Source organism: Pseudomonas sp. NBRC 111124 (assembly GCF_001320245.1).
In the GTDB taxonomy this organism is placed as follows: Bacteria; Pseudomonadota; Gammaproteobacteria; order Pseudomonadales; family Pseudomonadaceae; genus Aquipseudomonas.
The window spans coordinates 40,232-56,679 of record NZ_BCBA01000014.1 but is presented as its reverse complement, the minus strand read 5'-3'; the positions used below and the strand labels follow the sequence as shown (position 1 = coordinate 56,679).

General features: G+C 63.7%; 13 protein-coding genes. 6 read left to right on the top strand and 7 right to left on the bottom strand.

All coding sequences use genetic code 11. The annotated features are described in order from the left end of the window. On the top strand, positions 1-4,009 hold a 4,009-nt coding region (locus APH28_RS08000; RefSeq protein WP_156340871.1), incomplete at its 5' end, for an Ig-like domain-containing protein. 111 nt (positions 4,010-4,120) lie between these two features. Here APH28_RS08000 and APH28_RS07995 read toward each other — a convergent pair. Together APH28_RS07995 and APH28_RS07990 are read right to left on the bottom strand one after the other, a co-directional pair. After that, positions 4,121-4,540 carry a YbaN family protein gene (locus APH28_RS07995; protein ID WP_177334240.1) on the bottom strand — a complete coding sequence of 140 codons (420 nt, stop codon included), beginning with the start codon at positions 4,538-4,540 and terminating at the stop codon, positions 4,121-4,123. Beyond that, the gene (locus tag APH28_RS07990) at positions 4,494-5,081 is read right to left on the bottom strand and encodes a YecA family protein (protein ID WP_039602166.1); all 588 of its coding nucleotides are present in this window, start codon (positions 5,079-5,081) and stop codon (positions 4,494-4,496) included. The genes APH28_RS07995 and APH28_RS07990 overlap by 47 nt, the downstream gene beginning before the upstream one ends. Before the next feature lie 245 nt (positions 5,082-5,326). On the opposite strand from APH28_RS07990, the gene recQ reads away from it, so the two are divergent. Then, positions 5,327-7,471, top strand: a complete 2,145-nt coding sequence (gene recQ / locus APH28_RS07985) for a DNA helicase RecQ (RefSeq protein ID WP_060508412.1) — start codon at positions 5,327-5,329, stop codon at positions 7,469-7,471. Positions 7,472-7,609: 138 nt separating this feature from the next. Further along, on the top strand, positions 7,610-8,047 hold the full coding sequence (locus APH28_RS07980) for a MarR family transcriptional regulator (RefSeq protein ID WP_060508411.1): 438 nt from the start codon (positions 7,610-7,612) through the stop codon (positions 8,045-8,047). A gap of 117 nt (positions 8,048-8,164) precedes the next feature. Here the strand turns inward: APH28_RS07980 and APH28_RS07975 are convergent, their stop codons facing one another. Further along, positions 8,165-10,351 (bottom strand): patatin-like phospholipase family protein, encoded by a 2,187-nt coding sequence (locus APH28_RS07975; protein ID WP_060508410.1) that lies wholly within the window; start codon positions 10,349-10,351, stop codon positions 8,165-8,167. A 66-nt stretch (positions 10,352-10,417) separates the two neighbouring features. Here APH28_RS07975 and APH28_RS07970 point away from each other — a divergent pair, with 66 nt between their 5' ends. After that, entirely contained in the window at positions 10,418-10,699 is a 282-nt protein-coding gene (locus APH28_RS07970; RefSeq protein WP_043201632.1) for a SelT/SelW/SelH family protein, read from the top strand. On the opposite strand, the gene APH28_RS07965 is transcribed toward APH28_RS07970, so the two are convergent. Both APH28_RS07965 and APH28_RS07960 read right to left on the bottom strand, forming a co-directional pair. Continuing rightward, positions 10,700-11,590: a DMT family transporter gene (locus APH28_RS07965; RefSeq protein ID WP_060508409.1), complete on the bottom strand. Its 891-nt coding sequence runs from the start codon at positions 11,588-11,590 to the stop codon at positions 10,700-10,702. Between the two features lie 179 nt (positions 11,591-11,769). After that, positions 11,770-12,534 (bottom strand): AraC family transcriptional regulator, encoded by a 765-nt coding sequence (locus APH28_RS07960; RefSeq protein WP_060508408.1) that lies wholly within the window; start codon positions 12,532-12,534, stop codon positions 11,770-11,772. Positions 12,535-12,660: 126 nt separating this feature from the next. Here APH28_RS07960 and APH28_RS07955 point away from each other — a divergent pair, with 126 nt between their 5' ends. Continuing rightward, positions 12,661-13,473: a UDP-2,3-diacylglucosamine diphosphatase gene (locus APH28_RS07955; protein WP_060508407.1), complete on the top strand. Its 813-nt coding sequence runs from the start codon at positions 12,661-12,663 to the stop codon at positions 13,471-13,473. 18 nt (positions 13,474-13,491) lie between these two features. Here the strand turns inward: APH28_RS07955 and APH28_RS07950 are convergent, their stop codons facing one another. After that, positions 13,492-13,803, bottom strand: a complete 312-nt coding sequence (locus APH28_RS07950; RefSeq protein WP_060508406.1) for a DUF962 domain-containing protein — start codon at positions 13,801-13,803, stop codon at positions 13,492-13,494. 155 nt (positions 13,804-13,958) lie between these two features. Between APH28_RS07950 and APH28_RS07945 the strand changes: the two genes are divergently transcribed. Continuing rightward, a complete protein-coding gene (locus APH28_RS07945) occupies positions 13,959-15,020 on the top strand; it encodes an AraC family transcriptional regulator (protein WP_060508405.1) in 1,062 nt (353 codons plus the stop codon). Here APH28_RS07945 and APH28_RS07940 read toward each other — a convergent pair. Next, the gene (locus APH28_RS07940) at positions 14,977-16,431 is read right to left on the bottom strand and encodes a TrkH family potassium uptake protein (RefSeq protein ID WP_060508404.1); all 1,455 of its coding nucleotides are present in this window, start codon (positions 16,429-16,431) and stop codon (positions 14,977-14,979) included. The two genes, APH28_RS07945 and APH28_RS07940, sit on opposite strands and share 44 nt — an antisense overlap. Positions 16,432-16,448 lie beyond the last annotated feature (17 nt).

Below are 16,448 nucleotides of genomic sequence, written 5' to 3'. Positions count from 1 at the left end.
CACCGTCACCGAAACCTTCACCTACCAGGTGAAAGATTCGGTCGGCAATTCGACCACCAGCACCATTGTCATCACCATCGTCGACGACGTGCCGCAAGCCCATAGCGATTACACCAGTGTGTACAAGGGCGACGAGGTGCGCGGCAATGTGCTGTACAACGACGTGGTCGGGGCTGATGTGCGCAGCGACGGCAACTACGTGGTCGGTGTGCGTGCCGGTAATGACACCAGTACCTCGGCCATCGGCCAGTTGAACACTCAGGTCAATGGCCAGTACGGCTATCTGACCCTCGACGAAAAAGGCAACGCGGTCTATCACTCCAACCCGGATGTGGTGTCGCCGCGAGATGCCGTGGACACCTTCGTCTACACCCTCCGCGATGCCGATGGTGACGAAAGCACCACGACAATCACCATCAACGTGCACGACCCGCGCATCGAAGTGTGCATGGATGGCGGCGTCACGGTGTTCGAAAAAGCCCTGGACTTGAGCAAGGACGGCAGCGACCTCGCCGCAGGCACGGTCACCGGCAGCGACCCGACATCACCCCTCGAAACGGCCTCTGGCAGCCTGGTCGGCCTGGCCAGTGGTGGCATAGGCGCCTTGTCCTACAGCTTGGTCAGTAATGCTGTCGGGCAGTACGGCCAGATTCACCTGAACGCCGACGGCAGCTACAGCTATACCCTGACGTCTCCGGCCAGCTCGCCCACCCATGCCAACGACGGCGCCAACACCGTAACTGAGTCCTTTACCTATCAGGTCCAGGACGCGTATGGCCATTCGGCCATCAGCACCATCGTCATTTCCATTGTCGACGACGTGCCCCAGGCCCATTGCGATTTCGTCAGCGTGTACAAAGGCGACGAGGTGCGTGGCAATGTGATGTACAACGACGTGGTCGGTGCCGACGTGCGCAGTGACGGCAATTACGTGGTCGGTGTACGCGCCGGTAGCGACACCAGCAGTTCGGCCATCGGCCACTTGAACAGCCAGGTGATTGGCCAGTACGGCTACCTGACCCTCGACGAAAAGGGCAATGCGGTCTACCACTCCAACCCGGACGTGGTGTCACCGCGGGATGCCGTCGACACCTTCGTCTACACCCTCCGCGATGCCGATGGCGACGAAAGCACCACGACCTTGACCATCAATGTGCACGACGCAACCCTCGTGGCTTGCGTGGACCGCGATGTCACGGTGTTCGAGAAAGCCCTCGACCTGCACAAGGATGGCAACGACCTGGCTGCGGGCAGCACCACCGGCAGCGATCCAGCCTCGACCGGCGAAACGGCGTCCGGCTCGCTGGTGGGGTCGGTTTCCGGTGGCGTGGGTGCGCTGACCTACAGCCTGGTGGGCAACGCGGTCGGCCAGTACGGGCAGATCAGCGTCAACCCTGACGGCAGCTACACGTATACGCTGACCTCGCCAGCCAATACCCCGGGTGCCGATTCGACGGTCGAATACTTCACCTACAAGGCCACCGACTCGCTGGGCCACAGCATCACCAGCAACATCGCCATCACCATTGTCGACGATGTGCCCAATGCGGTCTGCGCCGAGCGCAGCATCACAGCGGGCAAGCTGGATTCCAACATCCTGATGGTAATCGATGTGTCTGGCAGCATGGATTCTGCTTCCGGCATACCCGGCCTGACCCGGCTGGACGCTGCCAAACAGGCCATCGCTGCGCTGCTCGACAAGTACGACAGCATGGGCGACATCAAGGTGCAGATCGTCACCTTCAGCGGCGGTGCGCAGATCCAGTCGGCGCAGTGGGTCAGCATCGACGCCGCCAAGTCGATCGTCAACGGCCTGCACGCCGGTGGATCGACCTACTATGACAGCGCGGCGACTGCTGCCCAGACGGCCTTCGAGCAGAATGGCAAGCTGGCCGGTGCGCAGAATGTCAGCTACTTCTTCTCCGATGGCGAGCCTAGCTCCGGGCATGCCATGACCGCGTCCCGCGAAACCTCTTGGGAGACGTTCCTCGACAGCAATGGCATCAAGTCCTACGCCATCGGCCTGGGCAAGGATATCAACGCGGGCAACCTGAACCCGTTGGCCTATGATGGCAGCAGCCATACCGACACCAATGCGGTGATCGTCAACGACTTCAACCAGCTTTATGGCGTGCTGTCGGGCACCGTGCAGGGTTCGCCGATTACCGGCAGCCTCCTCAGCGATGGCACCTTCGGTGCCGATGGCGGCTTCATCAAGGCACTGCTGGTGGACGGCACCACCTATACCTACGACCCGAAAGCCAACGCGGGGCAGGGCGGATACCTGGCCAGCGGTGGCGCCGACAACGCCAGCTTCGATACCACGGGCAACACGCTCGCCATCAAGACCAGCCTGGGCGGCAGCCTGATGGTGAACATGGACAGCGGCGAGTTCATCTACACGCCACCCAGCGGCAATACCAGTAGCCCGCCCGAGCGTTTCGGCTTCATGGTCAGCGACAATGACGGCGATACCAGCAGTGCCGACCTGCTGATAATGATCAATGGCAACCACGCACCAGTGGCGGTGGCTGACCATGTCATCACCAACATCACCGGCGCCAATATCACCTTGCCATCTGAAGTGCTGCTGACCAATGACAGTGATATCGACAATGACCATTTGAGTGCAGCGCCGATAACCGTCAACACCCACTTTGCCGACAAGGGGGCCGGCTTCACCCTCGGCAATAGCGTGCCGAACATCACCTTCGATGGCCATGGCAACACGCTCGACAATCAGTTCAAGGCCTTGGACCGCAGCGCCTTCACCACTGCCGCCGGCAGCATGACCGCAGCGTTGGTAGTGCTCGGCTACCTCGGCGACATCAGCAGCAGCAACGCCAATGGCGAGGACGTGATTACCGTCAGCCTGCGCAAGGGCGAGACCCTGCAGCTGGATCATGACCGCCCCGACGGTAACCTGAGCCTGGAATGGAAGGATGCCAACGGCAGCTACCAGCCCATTGCCGAGGGCAGCAGCTTCACCGCCAACCATGACGGGGTATACAGCATCCGTGTGGCCAATCAGGCCAACCCGTCGGACCACAGCAACGCCGCCGAAAACTACAAGCTGAGCCTGGTGGTCGATTACAGCAATGCCATGAACGAAGTGCATCAGGCCAGCTACACGGTCACCGATGGCCATGGCGGAAGTGCAGTTGGCGCGGTGGATATCACTTACCACGCCGGCGGCACCCTGAACGGCACGGCAGGCAATGATGTATTGATGGCAAGCAACGTCGACACCCTCCTAATGGGTGGTGACGGCCATGATGTGCTGGTGGGCGGCGCAGGCAACGACACCCTGTACGGCGGCAGTGGCAATGACCTTTTGATTGGCGGCCTTGGCAACGACCTGCTCGATGGCGGGGCGGGCATCGATACCGCCAGTTATGCCTCGGCCACCGGCGGGGTGACGGTCGACCTCAGCCTGGCCGGCCCACAGAATACAGGTGCCGCCGGCATCGACACCTTGACTGGCATCGAGAACCTGATCGGCTCCGACTACGATGACACCTTGATCGGTGATGCCGGTGACAACGTGCTCAACGGCGGCCTGGGCAACGATGTGCTCAAGGGCGGTGATGGCAACGACATCCTCATCGGCGGCCCTGGCAACGACATCATGACCGGAGGCAACGGCGATGACACCTTCGTCTGGCAGAAGGGCGACACCGGCCACGACACGGTGACCGATTTCACCCCCGGCAGCGACCACCTGGACCTGTCGCAGCTGCTGCAGGGGGAGAATGCCACGCCGGCTTCGCTGGATGATTACCTGCACTTCAAGGTCAGCGGCAGCGGCACCCATGTGGTCTCGACCATTGAGGTCAGCAGCGTGGCGGGGGCGGCGCCGACCCAGACCATCGACCTGGCGGGGGTCGACCTGGCCCAGCATTACGGGGTAACTGCGGGGGCGGGTGGAGTAATTTCGGCGGGGCATGATACGGCGACCATCATCACCGGGATGATCAATGACCATTCCTTGAAGGTGGATACGGTCTGAGTTGCCTGGTCCGGCCTCTTCGTCACAGGTACTGTGCAGCTTTCAAGGGCTGCATGGCCCCTGTAGGAGCGGCTTTAGCCGCGAAGAGGCCGCAACAGGCGATAGCAAAGTTCAACCCGAGCGACGCAGGGTCTTCTGCTTGAGGATGTACAGGCTCACCAGCACCGCACTGGTGAGCATGAAGGCCCTGGCCCAGAACAGCGGCACCAGGTAGCAGGACAGGCCGATACTCGCCCACATCAGGCCGATGGCGTAGACCTTGCCCTTGAGTGGAATGCCCTCGCCACCCAGGTAGTCACGGATCCACGGCCCGAGCTTGGGGTGGTTGACCAGCCAATCGTGAAAGCGCGGTGAGCTGCGGGCGAAGCAGGCCGCCGCCAGCAGCAGGAACGGGGTGGTGGGCAACACTGGCAGGAAGATCCCCAGCACCCCCAGCGCAACACTGAGCCAGCCGATGGCCAGCAGCAGGTAGCGCACGGCCGACTCAGTGGTGGCGTGGCTTGAGCAGCGCCGGCTTCTCGTCTGGAGCATGCAGCAGCAGGAACAGCGCGCTCAGCGCTTCCGGGATCTGCACGATCATGTCGTCCTGCAGGTTGGCGTTGCTGGCAATGTCGGCAAACTCGGGTTGTTCGTCGAACAGGCCGGAACCGACCATGATCGGCAGCAGCATCTCGCTGACTTCTTCCTCGGCGTTCTCGAACCAGGCCTCTTCACGCAGGAACACGCCCTCCATGAAGCCGATGCACCAGCCGCGCAGGTCGGAATCGTCCGGCTCGTCGGTCAGGTCCAGCTCACAGGGCAGGTCGAATTCTTCGTCACTGGCCAATTGGCGGGCGATGTGGCCTTTGAGGGCCACCAGCGTCGCTTCGATTTCGGTGCGCTGGGCATCGCTGGCGTAATGGGGCTCTTCGGCGAACAGCGCGTCGATCCATTCACGCTCGGGGACGTCCTCGGAGCAGATCGACAGCGCGGTCAGGTAGCCGTGTGCGGCGACGTAGTCCAGCGCTTCTTCGTGCAGCTCATCGGCGTCGAGGAAGGCTTGCAGGCGGGTCAGTTGCTCGGCGAAGGACATTACAGGGCTACCTTGGGGAATAAACGATAGTGAATTCTAGCACCTTGCGGCGGCAGCGGGGCAAAGGGAACGTCTGTCACCGGGCATCCTGTGCGGGCCGTCACTGCGGTATACTCCGCCGTTTTTCATCCAGGGGCGGGTTTTCCCGGCCATCTGGCAAAAGCCGCTTACGCTTTTGGCGTGTGCGGAGCGGGTTTTTCGTCCAGCCTGTGTCCAGGATGGTACGGCGATTTGTGGAGTTGCACATGCTCGAACAGGCTCAGCGCGTTCTCAAGGACATCTTCGGTTACGACAGTTTCCGTGGGCGCCAGGCAGCGATCATCGAATGCGTGGCCAATGGCGGCGATGCCCTGGTGCTGATGCCTACCGGTGGCGGCAAATCCCTCTGCTTCCAGGTGCCTGGCTTGTTGCGCCCGGGCCTGACGGTGGTGGTGTCGCCGCTGATCGCGCTGATGGACGACCAGGTCGCCACCCTCGACGAACTGGGCGTTGCCGCAGCCGCGCTGAATTCCACCCTGAGCCCGGAGCAGCAGCGTGAGCTGGCCGGGCGTCTGCGCCGGGGCGAGGTTAAAATGCTCTACCTGGCGCCGGAGCGCCTGGTGCAGCCCCGCATGCTGGACTTCCTGCGCGACCTCGATATCTCGCTGTTCGCCATTGACGAAGCCCACTGTGTGTCGCAATGGGGCCATGACTTCCGCCCTGAATACCTGCAACTGGGGCAGCTGGCCGAACTGTTCCCCCATGTGCCACGTATCGCCCTGACCGCCACCGCCGACATGCGCACCCGCGAGGAGATCGTCCAGCGCCTGCACCTGCAGGGCGCCGAGCGCTTCCTGTCGAGTTTCGACCGGCCGAACATCTTCTACCGCATCGTGCCCAAGGAAGCGCCACGCAAGCAGCTGATGGCCTTCCTTGGCGAGCGCCGTGGCAACGCCGGCATTGTCTACTGCCTGTCGCGCAAGAAGGTCGATGAAACCGCTGCGTTCCTTTGCGAGCAAGGCTTCCCGGCGCTGCCCTACCACGCTGGCCTGGCCGCGGAAACCCGCGCCGCCAACCAGCACCGCTTCCTCAACGAGGAGGGGCTGATCATGGTTGCAACCATTGCCTTCGGCATGGGCATCGACAAGCCCAACGTGCGCTTTGTCGCCCACCTCGACCTGCCCAAGTCGCTGGAGGCCTATTACCAGGAAACCGGCCGTGCCGGCCGTGACGGCCTGCCATCGGATGCCTGGATGGCCTACGGCCTGCAGGACATGGTGATGCTCAAGCAGATGCTGCAGAATTCCGAAGGTGACGAGCGCCATAAACGCATCGAACAGCACAAGCTCGACGCCATGCTGGCCCTGTGCGAAGAAACCCGCTGCCGCCGCCAGTCGCTGCTGGCCTATTTCGACGAAACCCTTGAACAACCCTGCGGCCACTGCGACAACTGCGTCGACCAGGTCCAGACCTGGGACGCCACCGAGCCTGCCCGCCAGGCATTGTCGGCCGTGTTCCGCACCGGTCAGCGCTACGGTGTTGGCCACTTGGTCGACGTGCTGCTGGGCAAGGACACCGAGAAGGTGCGCAACTTTGGCCACGAAAAGCTTTCGGTCTTCGGCGTCGGCAAGGGCCTGGCCGAGGCCGAATGGCGTTCGCTGTTCCGCCAGCTGGTGGCGCGCGGCCTGGTCGACATCGACCTGGAAGGCTATGGCGGCCTGCGCCTGTCCGACAGCTGCCGGCCGCTGCTGCGCGGCGAGGTGAACCTGCAGCTGCGCCGCGACCTCAAGCCACAAACCGTGGCCAAGGCGTCCTCCAGCGGCGGTAGTCCGGCCAGCCAGCTGGTGCGTGCCGAGGAGCGCGAACTGTGGGAGGCGCTGCGCACCCTGCGGCGCAAGCTGGCCGAAGAGCACAGCGTGCCGCCCTATGTCATCTTCCCCGATTCCACCCTGCTGGAAATGCTCCGCAGCCAGCCGGCCAGCCTCAGCGACATGGGCCAGGTCAGTGGCGTGGGGGCGCGCAAGCTGGAGCGCTATGGCCAAGCCTTCCTCGAAGTGCTCAATGGTGCCGGTGGCACCGAGGAAGCGCCGAAGGTAGTGCTCGACCTGCGCCACGAACTGGTCAGCCTGGCCCGCGCCGGCATGACCCCGGCGCAGATCGCCGGGCAGCTCAACTGCAGCGAGAAAAACGTCTATAGCCTGCTGGCCGAGGCCCTTGGCCGCCAAGAGCTTAGCCTGGAGCAGGCGCTGGACTTGCCCGAAGACCTGATGATGGAGGTACAGGACGCCTTCCTCGACGGCGAGGGCGAACTGCCGCCGGTATCGGCGATTGCGCCGTTGTTCGGCGCACGGGTGCCAGAAGGCGTGCTGTATTGCATACGTGCGGCACTGGCGGCGGAGTTCGAGCTCTGACGGGCGGCATTTCAGTCAACTGCTGATGTTTGTCATCCTTTTTGACGATTATCGGACGTTTCCGGGGCGGGCAGCCTTGCCTGACGCCCCGGAGCATGATTAGCTGGCTAATAATTAGTTCTAGTCTATGAGTTGCTTATGCCCCTGACCGACAACCAACACCGCTTCGGCATGCAGCTGGCGCAGATGTCCCGTGGCTGGCGCGCCGAGCTTGACCGCCGCCTGGCTGGGCTCAACCTGTCCCAGGCGCGCTGGCTGGTGTTGTTGCACCTGGCCCGCTTCGATGAGGCGCCCACCCAGCGCGAGCTGGCGCAAAGCGTGGGTGTAGAAGGCCCGACTCTGGCGCGGCTGCTGGACAGCCTGGAAGGCCAGGGGCTGGTGCGCCGGCAGGCCGTGCTGGAGGATCGGCGAGCGAAGAAGATCCTGCTATGCCCACCCGCCAAGCCGTTGATCGAGCAGATCGAGACCATAGCCAATGCCCTGCGCCTGGAGCTGTTCACGGGCGTGGACGAGGCGGACCTGGAAGTGTGCATGCGGGTGCATGCCAAGATCCTCGCCAACCTCGAAAAGTCCTGAATTTTCTGGGGCTGCTTTGCAGCCCTTTCGCGACACAAGGCCGCTCCTACAGGGAAACGCGTACGGCTGTAGGAGCGGCCTTGTGTCGCGAAAGGGCCGCAAAGCGGCCCCGGCACTCTAGAAGGTATGCCCCAGGTTCAGGTACACCGCCTGCTCATTTGCAGTGTTGGCCCCATAACTCAGATTTAACGGGCCCAACGGCGTCTCCAGCCCCAGGAAGATGCTCGCCGCATTGATGTAGCCACTGTCGAACTCATTGTCGTTGTTCCACGCCCGCCCACGTTCCAGTGACCCACCGATGTACAGCGGGAAGTCCAGCGGCAGATAGGCCCGTGGCGTCAGGCGCCGGTAGTACACCATCCGCAGCAGGCTGATGTTCTGCCCTGATACCGAGTCCTGGCGGAAGCCCGACAACTCCCTTGCGCCCCCCAGCACGAAACTTGAGGTCACCACCTCGGTAGCGTCCAGCGTGCGCCCGTAGCGCCCACCCAGCACAAAGGTGTTCGCCCCGACGCTGAAGGCCTTGTCCAGGTTCAGCAGCCACTGCCGGTAGTCATCGTCCGAATCCAGCGACTTGTCGTACTTGCGCATCGTCAGGCTGATGTCCTCACCACGGTGCGGGAAGTACACGTTGTCGAGGGTGTCGAACGAATACTTCAGCTCGTAGAAACCTTCGTTGAAGCTGACCGAGGGCAGATCCTGGTCGCCAATACGCACTTCGGCCTCGCCCCAGGCCTTGCCGACGCCCAGGCGGACTTCGCCGGACGTGCCGATCTGGCGGCCGACGTTGAGTCCGAAGCCATAGCGTTCCAGGCGGTATTCGGCGACCGGGTCGTTGTCCAGGGTCGCTTCGATATTCTGCGAGCCAAGGTCCAGGTAAGGTGCGACGAAGTAGCGTGAACCTACGTCCAACGGCTGGTAGAACTCGCTGTACAGCTCCTGCTGATCGCCGATCTGGGCGCGGGTAAGCCATTCCGCGCCCAGTCGGTTGATGCCGTTCATGCGGTAACTGGCACCAAGGTTGAAGGCACTGTCGCCGCGCAGGTCGTCGGACAGGTTCAGGCCCAGGCGCAGGTAGTCGGTGCCGCCGCGCTTGCCGCGGGCATTGATCACCAAGGTGTTGTCATCGCCCTTGTGTACCACGCGGTACTGCACCCGGTCGAAGTAGTCCAGGCCATACAGGGTGCCCATGTCGGTCTGCAGGCGGTCGAGCGCCAGCGGCTCACCGATGGGCTGGCGGATGTAGTAGCGGATCACGTCGTCGCTGACCTTGGAGTCGTTCTCGATCCGGATGGCGGTTATCACTGGTGTGCGCTGGCCTGGCGAGCGGGCCACGGCCAGGCCAGCGTCGCGCTCGGGTTGGCGCAGTACGGCCAGGCGCGTGTCGAGCAGGCGGGTGGCCCGGTAGCCGGCGTCGATCATGTCCTGGGCACGGCCGAAGTCGGTCACGCCGAAAGCGGCCAGCTGCGGCTGGATGAGGATATCGTCGCGGTGCAGGCTGGCCAGCTGCTCTTCGGAGTTGCGCCGGGTCATCAGGGTGATCGACTGATTGAGCACGTCGACCACCGTGGCCAGTTGCTTGCGGTCGCGCAGCGGGGTGCCGATGTCGACGACGATGGCCAGATCTACGCCCATTGCCCGGGCCACGTCGAGCGGGATGTTGTCGGTCATCCCGCCGTCCACCAGCAGGCGGCCATCCAGCTCGACCGGGGCGAACACGGCAGGGATCGACATGCTCGCGCGAATCACTTGTGGCAGGTGGCCACGGCTGAACACCACCTTTTCGCCGCTGGCGATGTCGGTGGCCACGGCACGGAAGGGGATCGGCAGCTTGTCGAAGTCGCGGGTGTCGGCGGTGTGGGCCAGTTTGCTTTCCAGCAGCAGTGCCAGGTTCTGGCCCTGGATCACCCCGAGGGGCAGGCCGAGGCTGCCGTCGTCGCGAAAGCTCAGCTTCTGCTTGACCAGGAAGTCGCGGTCATCCTGTTTGCGCCGGAACGGCACATCCTTGCGCGGCGGAGCATCGGACAGCGCCTGCTGCCAGTCCAGCGTGGTGGCGAGTTTTTCCAGCTCTTCGACGCTGTAGCCGGAGGCATACAGCCCGCCCACCACCGCGCCCATGCTGGTGCCGGCGATGGCGTCGATGTGCACGCCCTGTTCCTCCAGGGCCTTGAGCACGCCGATATGGGCCAGGCCACGGGCCGCTCCGCCAGACAGCACCAGGCCGACCTTGGGGCGGGCAGGCTCGGCGGCTAAGGCAGTGAGGGCGGTGAGCGTCAGCAAAAAGCAGAGCAGCAGGCGGCGCATCGTGAGTCTCAAACCGAAGGCTAAAGACCGCTAGTATAAGCGGCCCCTCATCTGGAGATGCTTAGCATGGCCGACAACAAGCCGGAAATCGTCATCACATATTGCACGCAGTGCCAATGGCTGCTGCGTGCCGCCTGGCTGGCCCAGGAACTGCTCAGCACGTTCGCCGACGACCTCGGTCGGGTGGCGCTGGAGCCGGGCACCGGTGGGATCTTCCGCATCACCTGCAATGGCGTGCAGATCTGGGAGCGCAAGGCCGACGGTGGCTTCCCCGAGGCCAAGGTGCTCAAGCAGCGCGTGCGCGACCAGATCGACCCGCAGCGCGACTTGGGCCACAACGATCGCTGATCACCCGCCCTCGGCCACAGCCTTGTGCCGGGGCGGTTGCTCGGCAGCCATGCGGCTGGACAGTACGATGGCAAAAATGATCAGCACGCCGCCCAGCAGCATGCGCAGGGTTGGCGTTTCGGCAAATACCGCCCAAGCCACCGCGATGCCGTAGATCGGCTCCATGGCGAACACCACGGCGGCGGTGCGCGCCTTGATCACCGACAGGCTGGCCACGAACAGGCTGTGGGCGACACCGGTGCAGAAGACCCCGAGCAGGGCGATCCATAGCCAGTCCACGCTGGCCACCTGGCTCAGGCCCGGGCCGGCGAAGGGCAGCAGGCACACGCCAACCACCAGGTTCTGCCACAGCGCCGCCTGCACGGCCGGCAAACGCCCGGAACCGGCACGGTTGGTCAGCGACAGCAGCGAGAACAGCAAGCCGGAGAGCAAGGCCCAGAGCAGGCCGCCGGTGGCCTGGCTAGCCAGGTCGAATGCCGGGGTGACCAGTATCAGGCCGATGCTGACCAGCACCACCAGCACGCCTTCGTTGCGGCGGATGCGCTCGCGGAACAGCAGGCCTTCGAGCATTACCGTGAAAGCCGGGAAGCTGGCAAAGCCCAGGGTGGCGATGGCCACGCCGCCGACCTTCACGGCGATGAAGAAGCTGACCCAATGGCCGGCCAGCAGCACGCCACCGAGCAGCAGGCGGCGCATGTCCTGGCCGCTCAGGCGGCGCCAGCCGGGGCCGGTGAGGCTGGCGAACAGTGCCAGGGCCAGCACGGCGAAGGCGGCGCGGCCGAAGACGATGATCGCCGGGCTGGCGCTGGCGGCCAGCTTGCCGAAGACGCCGGTCAGGCCGAAGAACAACGCGCCGATGTGCAGGGCGCCGAGGGCGGTGCGGTGGTTCATTGAAAGTCCTTTAATTCTTTACTGGCTGTGGCGGCCCTTTCGCGGGTAAACCCGCTCCCACAGGAATATCACTGCCCTTCAGAGCAACACGGTACCTGTGGGAGCGGGCTTACCCGCGAAAGGGCCGGCACTGCAAAGTGTAAAGCCACAGGCCAACAGGTTCTGTCGCCATCCTGCCGTCAGTTGTCGCCAGGCTCTCGCCGCATCGCCAGCGGCGAGCAACCGAACGCCCGCAGCATCGCTGCCGAAAATGCACTCTGCGAGCTATACCCCACCTGCGCCGCAATTTCCCCCATGGGCAATAAGGTCTGTGTAACCAGCCGCCTTGCCTTGAGCAGGCGCCGCTGACGGATGTAGTCCATCGGCGTCATGCCGCACTCGAAGGTGAACCGTGCATGCAGTCGCGCGCTGGACAAACCCGCTATGCGCGCCAGGTCGGCCACCTGCAAGGGGTATGCGGCGTTCTGCTCGATGTGCGCATCGAACGCGGCATAGGGCAGGCGCTGGCTGGGCGTGACGATGGCCGAGGCGCCGGGGTTGAGGCTGGCCAGCAACAGCACGGCGCCTTGCCCGGCAATCAGCGGGTCGTCCATGGGGCTAGCCGCCAGCCAGTCCACCAGTTGCTGCTGGCGACCATCCAGCCCCCGTGCGCCGGGCTGGTCGAGCAGGCGTCGGCTGGCATCGGCATGCGCCCCCAGCTGCTCGTGCAGCCAGTGCTCACTGGGGACATCCAGCACCAGGCAATCGCTGCCAACGTCACTGCCGCAGGTGTGATGGGCGCCAGCGGGGACCACCACCAGTCCTTGGCGGGCGACCTTGGCACCTTGGCCCTGCACCTCGAAGTCCAGGCGGCCGTGCAGGCCGAACACCAGTTGCGGGTGCTCGTGGCTGTGGGCGATCAGCTCATCGCGGTAGTGGCGCAAGGAAAGTATCGGGCCGGGCATGGGGCGTCCTCGTGGGGCTGCACGCCATTGTGCCGCATCCGCGGCAGACCATCACTCGTCACATGCCTGCCACCAACCTGTCACCTGGGCCTGCCAGTCTCCAGCAAACAGCGCCGGAGCCTGCCCATGACACATGTCGAACTCTCTCGCCCGTCACGCAAGCTGCGCGTGCGCACGTTGTGGATATCCGACGTGCACCTGGGCACCCGTGATTGCCAGGCCGAACACCTGTCGCAGTTCCTCAAGGGCTACCAGGCTGACCGCATCTACCTGGTCGGCGACATCATCGATGGCTGGAAGCTGCGCGGCGGCATCTTTTGGCCGCAAGCCCACACCAATGTCATTCGCCGCCTGTTGACCATGAGCAAGCGCGGCACCGAGGTGATCTACGTCACCGGCAACCATGACGAGTTCTTGCGCCGCTACTCGAAGCTGATGCTGGGCAACATCCAACTGGTGGACGAGGCCGAGCACCTGACCGCCGATGGCCGTCGGCTGTTGGTAATCCATGGCGACCAGTTCGACGTGATTACCCGGTATCACCGCTGGCTGGCCTTCCTTGGCGACCGTGCTTACGAGTTCACGTTAGTGCTCAACCGCTGGCTCAACCATTGGCGTGCGCGCTACGGGTATGGCTACTGGTCGCTGTCGGCGTACCTCAAGCACAAGGTGAAAGGCGCGGTGAACTTCATCAGCGACTTCGAGGATGCGATTGCCCACGAATGCACCCGTCGCGGCTTTCACGGGGTAGTGTGCGGGCACATCCACCATGCCGAGATTCGCCAGGTGGGGGAGGTGGAATACCTCAACTGCGGCGATTGGGTGGAATCGTGCACGGCGTTGATCGAGCATTTGGATGGCAGCATCGAGTTGTATCGGCTGGCTGATGCCCAGGCCCGACTGGCCGAGGAGGCTGCTGCGTTGCGCGCGCCGGCATGAGCCAGCCCCACCTGCAGGCTAGAGGCTGATCCTGCCGAGCAGGATGTCGCGGAACATGGCGAAGTCACCGACCAGGCTGTACCAGGGGTGGCTGAAGGTCGCCGGCCGGTTCTTTTCGAAAAAGAAATGCCCCACCCAGGCGAAGCCGTATCCGCAGAGCGGTACTGCCAGCAGCAGCATCCACTTGCCACTGCCAAGGGTGTAGGCCAGCAAGGCGATCACCAGGCTGGTGCCGACAAAATGCAGGCGTCGGCAGGTGGGGTTGTTGTGTTCGCCCAGGTAATACGGATAGAACTCGGCAAAACTGCGAAACTGCACGGTGCTGGTCATGGGCAGTGCTCCGGGATTATCACTTTTGGACAGGATACACGGCGTGGAGCCTGATTCGAGTCTAGAGTCATTGGCGGGGCCGGCCAGTGACAATAGGCGCCAAATAAGTATCCTTGGGGTTCACCGCATGCAGCGGTCAGTATAAGAAGCCTGCCATGAGTGAAAGAACCACGTCAGCCAGCTGGGCATCAGGGATTGTCAAGGCGCTGGAGCTGGAAGGGCTCGACTGCCCGGCCATGTTCAAGCAGCTGGGGCTGGATTTCGCCGCACTCGACGACCCTGATGCACGCTTTCCGCAGGACGCCATGACGCGCCTCTGGCAGCTGGCGGTCGAACTTTCGGGCAACGAGGCCATTGGCCTGAACATGGCACGGGTGGTACGCCCGGCATCGTTCCATGTGGTGGGCTACGCGTTGATGTCCAGCCGCACCCTGGCCGAAGGTTTCGAGCGGCTGGTGCGCTACCAGCGGATCATTGCTGAAAGCTCCGACCTGAGTTTCACCCTGGGCCCTGAAGGCTATTCGCTGATTCTTACCGTGCATGGTGACCACCTGCCACCCACCCGGCACAGCGCCGAAGCGTCGCTGGCCTGCGCCCTGGCTTTGTGCAAATGGCTCAGTGGCCGGCCGGTTCAGCCGCGACGGGTGCTGGTGCAAGGGCCGCAGCCGAAGGATATCGAGCCGTACAAGGTGGCCTTCCATTCCCCGCTGATTTTCGGCGCACCGCACGATGCCCTGGTGTTCGAGCGGGCCGACATGGAAGCACCGTTGCCCACTGCCAATGAGGCCATGGCCATCCTGCATGACCGCTTTGCCGGTGAGTACCTCGCGCGCTTCTCGGAAAGCCGCGTCACGCACCGGGTGCGCCAAGTGCTGTGCCGCATCTTGCCGCAAGGCGAACCCAAGCGCGAAACCCTGGCCCAGGCCCTGCACCTGTCCCAGCGCACCTTGCAGCGCCGTTTACAGGAAGAGGGCACCAGCTTCCAGACCTTGCTCGACGACACCCGCCGCGAGCTCGCCGAGCAGTACCTGGCCCAGCCAGGCATGACCTTGCTGGAAACCGCCTACCTGCTGGGTTTTGCCGACCCGAGCAACTTCTACCGGGCATTCCGCCGCTGGTTCGATGAGACCCCCAGCGAGTATCGCGCCCGGCTGGGTGCGGAACCCGGCGAGATCAATGACGCCAGAACGCCGGCATACACAACACCAGCACCGTGATGATCTCCAGGCGGCCGAGCAGCATGCCGGTCGACAGGACCCATTTGGCGGCATCCGGCAGCGTCGAGTAGTTGCCCGACGGCCCGACCACTTCGCCCAGGCCCGGGCCGACGCCTGACACCGTGCCGGCAGCGCCGGTCAGTGCAGTCATCCAGTCCACGCCCAGCAGCGACAGCAGCAGCGCCATCACGCAGATGGTGATGGCGAAGAAGAACGAGAAAGTCAGGATCGAACGCACGATCTCTTCGTCCAGGCGATGGCCGTTGTACTTCTGCTTGATCACCGCGCGGGGGTGGATCAGTTGGTTGAGGCTGGCCTTGAGCAGGATGTAGGCCACCTGGAAACGGAAGATCTTGATGCCACCGGCCGTCGAGCCAGAGCAGCCACCGACGAAGCCCAGGTAGAAGAACAGCATCAGCGAGAAGTTGCCCCACAGGCTGTAGTCGCCGAGGGCAAAGCCGGTGGTGGTGACCACCGAGGTCACGTTCAGCGCCACGTGGCGCAGGGCGTCGAGCCAATGCAGGTTGGTGGTGTACCAGTACCAGGTGCCGAGCACGATCCAGGTCACCACCAGCATGCCCAGCAAACCTTGCACCTGCTGGTCGCGGAAAAGGGCCTTGCGGTTGCCACGCAGGGTCGCCACGTACAGCGTGAAGGGCAGGCTGCCGAGGATCATGACCACCACTGCGACCCAGTGCACGGCAGGAATGTCCCATTTTGCCAGGGACTGGTCAGAGGTGGAGAACCCGCCGGTGGAGATCGCCGACATGGCATGGTTGATGGCATCGAACGGGCTCATGCCGGCCCACCAGAAGGCCAGTGCACCAAAAATCGAGAAGCCGACATACACGCCGACGATCGACTTGGCGACCATGTGCGAGCGCGGCATGACCTTTTCCGAGCGGTCTGACGACTCGGTCTGAAACAGGCGCATGCCACCGATGCGCAGCAGCGGCAGGATCGCCACCGCCATGGCGATGAAGCCGATGCCGCCGAGCCAGTGCAGCATCGAGCGCCACATCAGGATGCCCGGTGACATGGTGTCGAGCCCGCTGAGCACCGTGGCGCCGGTGGCGGTGATGCCGGACATGCTTTCGAAGAAGGCGTCGGTGTAGCTGATGTGCTGTGTCAGCAGGAAGGGCAGGGCGGCGAAGATGCACACCACTACCCAACTGCTGACGGTCAGCAGGTACATGTCGCGCGGGCGCAGGTGGACGTGCTCGGGGCGCCCCTGAACAACCATGGCCAGGCCGGCGATGAAGGTGATCAGGCTGGACCAGAGGAACGACGGCAGGTCGCCGGTGCGTTCGAAGATCACCAGGGTCGCCATGGGCACGGCCATGCCGACGGCGAGGGTAATCAGGAAGATGCCGATGATGAAACCAATGATCCTTAAGGTCGGCAACGCCATGTGATCTGCTCTGACTC